This window comes from Cupriavidus phytohabitans (assembly GCF_000426345.1).
Classification (GTDB): domain Bacteria; phylum Pseudomonadota; class Gammaproteobacteria; order Burkholderiales; family Burkholderiaceae; genus Cupriavidus.
This window is the reverse complement of the sequence record NZ_AUFE01000144.1, coordinates 1-6,236: the sequence shown is the minus strand read 5'-3', so window position 1 is coordinate 6,236 and position 6,236 is coordinate 1. Positions and strand designations below refer to the sequence as shown.

General features: G+C 56.1%; 4 protein-coding genes. All 4 read left to right on the top strand.

Annotated features, from left to right (window positions below):
* Window positions 1–327 (top strand): integrase core domain-containing protein (locus K309_RS0133440; RefSeq protein WP_029050294.1); only part of this gene is annotated, 327 nt, incomplete at its 5' end.
* Window positions 328–421: 94 nt separating this feature from the next.
* Entirely contained in the window at window positions 422–1,513 is a 1,092-nt protein-coding gene (locus K309_RS0133435) for an IS5 family transposase (RefSeq protein ID WP_029050293.1), read from the top strand.
* An 866-nt stretch (window positions 1,514–2,379) separates the two neighbouring features.
* Complete coding sequence (locus K309_RS0133430; RefSeq protein ID WP_029050292.1) at window positions 2,380–2,835, top strand: hypothetical protein; 456 nt, start codon at window positions 2,380–2,382, stop codon at window positions 2,833–2,835.
* A gap of 818 nt (window positions 2,836–3,653) precedes the next feature.
* A complete protein-coding gene (locus K309_RS0133425; protein WP_029050291.1) occupies window positions 3,654–5,996 on the top strand; it encodes a P-loop ATPase, Sll1717 family in 2,343 nt (780 codons plus the stop codon).
* The last annotated feature ends 240 nt before the right edge of the window (window positions 5,997–6,236 follow it).

The following is a 6,236-nucleotide window of genomic DNA, read 5'->3' as shown; positions in this document are numbered from 1 at the left end:
CATTCTGACAGGGGATCGCAATACGTCAGCATTCGCTATACCGAGAGGCTTTCTGAAGCCGGCATTGAACCGTCGGTCGGCAGCCGCGGTGACTCCTACGACAACGCACTGGCTGAGACCATCAATGGCCTGTACAAGGCCGAACTGATCCACAAGCGCGGCCCCTGGAAATCCCGTGAGGCCGTAGAGCTTGCAACCCTGGAATGGGTGGCCTGGTTCAACAACGACCGCCTGATGGAACACCTCGGCTATATCCCGCCGGCTGAAGCTGAGGCAAACTACTACCGGCAACTCAGCTACACCGCTGCCGCGCCGGCATCAACTTAAACCAAACAGCCTCCTCGATACCCGGGGCGATTCAAAGTCAGCGCTTCGAGTGGCTGAAGCGTTGATCTGAGAACCCCACACCCTACGACTTTTAATGCGCGGCGCCGACACCTTCACCGAAAGCCTGTTCACCATGCGGCGACTGGACGATTTCGTACCGAAGTCTCACCCGCTGCGCTCGATCCGCACCATGGCCAATCAAGCGTTGGCGAAGATGGACCGGCTGTTCGCCGGTATGTACGAGGCCGATATCAAGGGCGGTCGACCCAGTATCGCGCCTGAGAAGTTGTTGCGGGCCATGCTGCTGCAGGTGCTCTACAGCGTTCGCTCCGAACGTCAGCTCATGGAGCAGACGCACTACAACTTGCTGTTTCGCTGGTTCATTGGCTTGGCAATGGACGATGCAGTCTGGGTGCCCACCGTATTCACCAAGAACCGGGAACGCCTGATCAAGCACGATGCAGTGATCGAATTCTTCAACGAAGTACTGGCCATCGCGCAAAAGAAGGACTGGCTGTCCGGCGAACACTTCAGCGTGGACGGCACCCTCATTCAGGCTTGGGCCGGCCACAAGAGCTTTGTTCGCAAGGACGATGATGACCAGGACAACGGCGATGGCGGCAACTTCAAGGGCCGCAAGCGCAGCAACGAAACCCACCAGTCCAAGACCGACCCCGATGCCCGGCTCTACCGCAAAGGCAAGACCGCCAGTGAGTTGCGCTACATGGGTCATACCCTGAGCGACAACCGTCACGGCCTGGTGGTCAGCACCATAGTGACCAGTGCGGATGGGCACGCAGAGCGCGAGGCGGCCAAGGTCATGGTCAACGACGCCCGGCAGGTGGTCGACGATGCGGACGTCGAAATCACGGTGGGTGCGGACAAGGGGTATGACGCGGCCGAGTTCATTGAGGCTTGCCTTGAGATGAGGGTCACGCCCCACGTGGCGCAAAACACCTCCGGGCGACGCTCGGCGGTTCCGGATGCGATTGCCCGTAGCGACGGCTATGGCATCTCGCAGCAAAAGCGCAAGCTGATCGAACAAGGCTTTGGCTGGGTCAAGACCGTTGGGCGCATGCGCCAGGTGATGGTGCGCGGACTGAAGAAAGTTGACCAGATGTTTGTGTTGAGCATGGCCGCATACAACTTGGTGCGCATGCGCTCGCTGGGACAAATCCGTCCATAGTTGCAGTAATCGCGGTAGTGAGGCCGGAAACGGTCGCCAAATCAACGAAAAAGTCGGTGAAGTGACGCTCGGCTTCCGGATTGTGAAAAATAGGAAGCACATCAGCCATACAGAGGGAAGCCTTGCCGCTTGTGCGGTAAGTACTTCAGCAGCCTGCTAAGGCTGTCATGCATCGCCTCTTCGGCAGGCGAGGAGGTTGAGTGGCTAGGCCTTTGGCCGCAGGCGCGACCTGCGGTATGGCATACCAGTTGGCTTCCTACGGAGCACGATAGCCTACCAACTCTATTCGGGGGCAGAAGCCTTCTCAGCAATATTCCAATTGATGTGGGAGAATCACCACAATTCTCCGCCATGGCCAAACACTTTTTGGCAGTGTTCATAGATTTCCGTTCCATGAAGCGGTGATCTCCAATCGACGGACTGCTGACATAAAAACGAATGAGCGCACAAGACTATTTATCGACTTTTCATGGCACAACCGACTCCGTAGCGACGGATCTCATTTGCGGCAACGTGAAGACCACGGTCGGCGGAGGGGAACTTGGACAAGGCTTTTACCTTGGTACCGCTTTACATGTCGCGAAAGCATGGGCTAAGCAACGACATGATTGTGAAGCCGTGGTTGAGTTCCGGATTAGCGACGCTCATTTTTGGGAGTTCGATATCGAGTCCTTGGACAGATTGGCAGCTATAGAAGCTCGTACTAGGATTCGAGCCGTAGAGCAACAGCGCACCTATCTATTTCGCAAGGACGTGGTTTGGGCTCCTATCGTTGGAGGTCCAGAGGTTTACTGCGACCAGCACAAGTGGGAGTCAACCAGAGGTGAATCCTTTCTGAATGGGAACGAAGTTCATCGGATAAAAAGATGATTCCTCGCGTTTATTATTTGAGCTTTTATCAACCGATCGGTGGGTTCGTCTTCCCGGACGAGCTTCCTTCAGACTATTATGCGCCAGGGGTTTTTGTAGTCGAAGAGAACGTCACTGGAGAGCTCGCGTATTCGTATGATTTTGATGCAATGGATAACGGCCAGCGCGTTACTCTTTCAATGGTACGACACAACGAAGCCTCCAGGAACTCAATTCTTTACGCTGTAAGCACGAAGTTTTACGGAAGCTTTTGGTTCTCCCTTGAGAAAGTAAACCAGCGAACTGTGAGGTATCGGGGAAAGCGTCCCGCGATGCAATCCCATGGCGAGCTCAGAATCGCCGTTACTCGCGACAGCAATAAGCTTGAGAGAATTTGCGAAAGATTCAGCTTCTATTTCATAGGCACAACTCTTCGGGATGAGCCGTTGATGCCCCTTACGGATAAAACCTAGAAAATCTCCGAACGTCAATTCGCAAATCCGCCCTGGAGGGTGGGGCCGTCATCGACAAGAACGGCTGGCGCGTGTGAATCGAGGATCACAAGACGGGCGGGCGGTTGCACGAAAGTGACCGCGAGAAGGCGCATCGCATAGCTGCACCTGTGTAGAGGAAGACTGGATGTAGCAGAGTAACCACTCTAAACGGCAGCTTATCGAGCCGTGCAGTCCACGACCACAATGTCAACGCCGCCAAGAGCATCCTCGCCCGCGGACGCGCCGGTCTGGCGCCAGCCTCCCTTCCGCGCTCAGCGTCAAGCACGGGGGGCTACGGTTCTTCCGCCCTGCGCGTTGGCCGGTCCGCGCAAAAGGCTGCCACGTAAGCCACTGGCTTCGGACCTATATGAGAGATGGCTCGCTCGGCCAGCCATGCCTCGACGTCTGCCCTGCGCCAACGCAGCGGGAAGTTAGGCCCAAGATGCGCCGGAGCCGGCAAGCTCTGGGGTTGGATTCCGAGCGCGGCGAAGGTGTGGCTGGGCTGACCCGCAGGAGAGCGGCGAGGTCGTGTGCATCGAGGAATTGGTACATGCACAGGTATAGCGTTCGACGGCGCCGTGCCGGAGAACAATCGATATGTTGCCTAAAAATCACTTATAAGCTGCTGCCAAATGAGGCTATCGTCCGGAGGGTAGCAATCCCGCAGCTAACTTCTTTGACATGAAGCGGAGTCTAAGGCGACATTTGCCAAAAATGCTGCATACTGGCAATTCGTGCGCCTAGGTGGACGTCTGCAGGGGCGCTAGCGCTAGAACATTAAGTGGCAGCGGAAAAGAATGACAAAAGAGCTTGCGTTTGTAGCCTATCCATCCTTCGACATCGACCTTTCTCGGATCATCCGCGAGGCGATTGCGTCGGCAAACGCCAAGCCCATCGATGTGCACTACGAACCGTGGGAATTCAACGACATCCCGGGCAATCAGCTGGTCTCACCGATTCTGGAGCGCATTCAAGAGTCGCGCTTCATAGTGGCCGACATCACCTATCTGAACCTGAACGTCGTCTACGAGATTGGCTTTGCGATTGGTTGCAGCAAACGCTGCTTTCTCGTAAGAAGGAAGGATACCGAGGGGGACCGCGCGCTTTCGAAAGATGCAGGCATCTTCGACACGTTGGGCTACTTTGAGTATGCCGATGCGTCGGACCTTGAACGACGCCTAACCAGCCGCATTGATGCGACACCTCTTTCGGTCCAGGGCACCCTCGACTCCAAGGCCCCCGTTTACGTAGTCGAGTCCCCGATTTCTGGAGATGCGGCGACCATGCTGACGTCGCGCATCAAGAAGGCGCGGTACCGGTATCGCAGCTTTAGCCCGGATGAGGATACCCGGCTTTCTGCGAATGACGCGATTCGCCAAGTGGTCGCGTCGGCAGGCGTCGCCACCCCATTGGAAGGTGGCAGTAGCCGTATCGCAAAGGTGCACAACGTTCGAGCAATGTTCGTCGCGGGACTGGTTCGAGGATTGCAAAAGCCGCTGCTGATGCTTGCGCCGGCAGGTTATGACGCGCCTCTCGATGTCCGGGACGATGTGAAAACATATCGTTTCCCGGACGATATTCCCGAGATGGTTAGCGAGCTGGCACTGGAGATTACCGAGTACCAGCAGATGGTCAACCCGTCGCCCGTGACTGGCGCCACGATACTCCAGAACCTACGAGTCGGAGATCCGACCGCCGAGAACGAGATGGCGACTCTGGCGAACTACTACCTGCGGACTGACCAGTACACTAGGACAATCAACGGTGATGTCAACCTTGTTGTCGGTCGGAAAGGCGCAGGCAAAACCGCCCTGTTCCTCCAGATTCGTGACCGCACTCGCGCGGACAAGCGAAACATTGTAGTGGACCTGAAGCCCGAGGGATTTCAGCTCCTCAAACTGAAGGAAGAGTTGCTGACGTATCTCAGTGAAGGCTCTCTCCAGCATCTGGTCACGGCGTTTTGGGAGTATCTGATTCTCCTCGAGGTTGCGTACAAGCTTCTTGAGAAAGACCGCACCACGCATAAGAACAACCACGAAATCTACGAGCTCTACCGGGAGCTCGAGGCAACCTACAAGACCAACGAGTTCTCTGACGAGGGTGACTTCTCGGAGCGCCTGCTGGCGCTGTCCCAGAACATCACCGCCAACTTCAAACAACTACACTCCGAAGAGCCTAGTCAGCGGCTGACGAACGACCAGGTCACCAGCCTTCTCTACTACCACGATATACGAAGCTTGCGGACGAAGATTTCAGACTACCTCGAGAAGAAGCAGTCGGTCTGGATTTTGTTTGACAACTTGGACAAGGGATGGAGCACCGGCGGTGTCGACGAAATTGACACCGCAGTTCTACGCTGTCTGATAGATGCAGGCCGCAAGATCGAATCGAACATGCAGAAGTCCGGGCATCGCTTCCGTTGCATCGTGTTCGTGCGGAACGACGTGTACGAGCACCTCATGCAACGTAGCGCTGACTACGGGAAAGAAATGCGGGCAATTCTCGACTGGACCGAACCAGACCTCCTGCGAGAGGTGCTTCGTCTACGGCTCGTAAACGCTTTGGAGTTGTCGCCCGACAAGACCGGTTTCGACCAGGCATGGCGAAGCCTGTGCGTGTCTCACTTCAACGGTGAAGAAACGTCGGCATACATGATTGACCGGTCATTGATGCGGCCTCGCAATCTGCTCAAGATTTTCAACCATTGCCGCGGCTTCGCCAACAATTTCGGCCACGCAAAGATTGAGGACTCCGACATCGAGAAGGGACTGCGCGCCTATTCGCAGGACTTGCTAATGGAATTGGACAGGGAACTCGCTGACGTACTACCCCAAGCGCAAGACCTAGTCTACCGATTCATCGATGCCCCGGCAACCATGTCCAAGCAAGAGCTGATCACACTCTTGCAAGACGCTGGAACTGCCAATGACGTTGTTGCGAAGAGGCTGGAATTCCTTCTCTACTACGGCATCATTGGGCTCCAGATGCCGGAGAGGACCTACTACATCTTCGACGTCAACTACGACCAAAAGGTCCTCCGAATCCGTGTCGACCGAGCAGGTGAAGAAGCGGTCTTCGCAATCAATCCGGCGTTCTGGCCAGCACTGGACATTCGGCCTCCTTCAAGAAACGGAAACTAGTCGGACTGCAAACCTATAGCCAACGGCGCAGCGCTTGGCTCGGGGATCGCCCGAGCGGGCTCACTGAGGAAGGCTTGGCAGTATGCGCCCCGAACGCTTCCCTGAAGAGCCTTTGGCCCGCAGCCAGGGACGAATCTCCCTGCTGTGCTATAGCGAAGGAACCTCGGGATTCGTCCCAGCCAGCATATCAAGCGTAAGCGGTCGACTAACAACGCCTCTTGCGGCCGGATACGAGGTCGG

Bases quoted from the DNA above. Each gene is read 5' to 3' on its own strand.
- K309_RS0133435 (WP_029050293.1), top strand. From the start codon at position 422: ATGCGCGGCGCCGACACCTTCACCGAAAGCCTGTTCACCATGCGGCGA.
- K309_RS0133430 (WP_029050292.1), top strand. From the start codon at position 2,380: ATGATTCCTCGCGTTTATTATTTGAGCTTTTATCAACCGATCGGTGGG.
- K309_RS0133425 (WP_029050291.1), top strand. From the start codon at position 3,654: ATGACAAAAGAGCTTGCGTTTGTAGCCTATCCATCCTTCGACATCGAC.